At 47.7% G+C, this 1,052-nt stretch carries 1 protein-coding gene and 1 pseudogene; one reads left to right on the forward strand and one right to left on the reverse strand.

The genetic code is table 11. From position 1 onward, the window contains the following. A partial coding sequence (locus ACTHUM_RS15075) for a tRNA dihydrouridine synthase (RefSeq protein WP_440403299.1) occupies positions 1-600 on the forward strand: 600 nt, incomplete at its 5' end. A 41-nt stretch (positions 601-641) separates the two neighbouring features. On the opposite strand, the pseudogene ACTHUM_RS15080 reads toward ACTHUM_RS15075, so the two are convergent. Further along, positions 642-1,052, reverse strand: a pseudogene (locus ACTHUM_RS15080) (hypothetical protein); the annotation flags it as partial.

The following is a 1,052-nucleotide window of genomic DNA, read 5'->3' on the forward strand; positions in this document are numbered from 1 at the left end:
GTCCACACCCTGCGCCAACGCCTTCCGCAACACATTCCGCTGACTGCCAAGATGCGGCTCGGTTATGAAGATAAAAGTCTGGCATTGGAATGTGCTTCCGCGATTGAAAACGGCGGCGCATGTGCATTAACCGTCCATGCGCGCACCAAAGTCGAAGGCTACGAACCGCCGGCACATTGGGAATGGGTGCGCAAAATCCGCGATGCAGTCAGTATTCCCGTTACTGCCAACGGCGATGTATTCAGCCTTCAAGACTATCTCGACATTAAAACCGTCAGCGGATGCGACAGCGTGATGCTCGGGCGCGGCGCAGTTATCCGTCCCGACTTGGCGCGGCAAATCAAGCAATATGAAAACGGCGAAACAGTCAAAGATACCGACTTTGCCGAAGTCTCCTCATGGATAGTCCAATTCTTCGACTTATGCCTTGCCAAAGAAGCCAACAACAAATATCCGGTTGCCCGCTTGAAACAGTGGCTGGGCATGATGAAAAAAGAGTTTGAACAGGCGCAGGTATTGTTTGACCGTATCCGCGCCGTTAAAGAAGCGGATGAAGTAAAACAGATTCTGCTGTCATTTGAACAAGAGATGCATTCATGATTCAAAAAGGCCGTCTGAATTTCAGACGGCCTTTAATATGATTACTGACAGATATAATCAGCCAACAGTCTGCCTTTTTCTGCACTGGCTGCATTAGCCATATTCACCTGTCTGGTCTCAGGGCCATTCTTGGATTTCAGGGCTTCACCATATTTTCTGGCAAACTCTTTATTGGCACTGGTCACCCTTGACTCAGTGGAATCCAATATAAAACCGTCTTGCTCATATTTGCCTTGCGCAGTAATAATCAAGATATTTTCAGGCGAAGGATAATCCGGAAAATTAACATAGTTGGTAACCAGCTTGTAGGAAACGCCTTTGCCGTGTTTCATATCCTGACAGATGCCGTTAGGCGCGGTAAAGACTGCATGGCCGATCCGACTACGTCCGAAATCGTAAAAATCGACTCTCTTAGCAGTAGCCAACAGTTTTCTATCATTGTCGTCATTAAT

The sequence above is a fragment of the Neisseria sp. P0021.S006 genome, assembly GCF_051956895.1.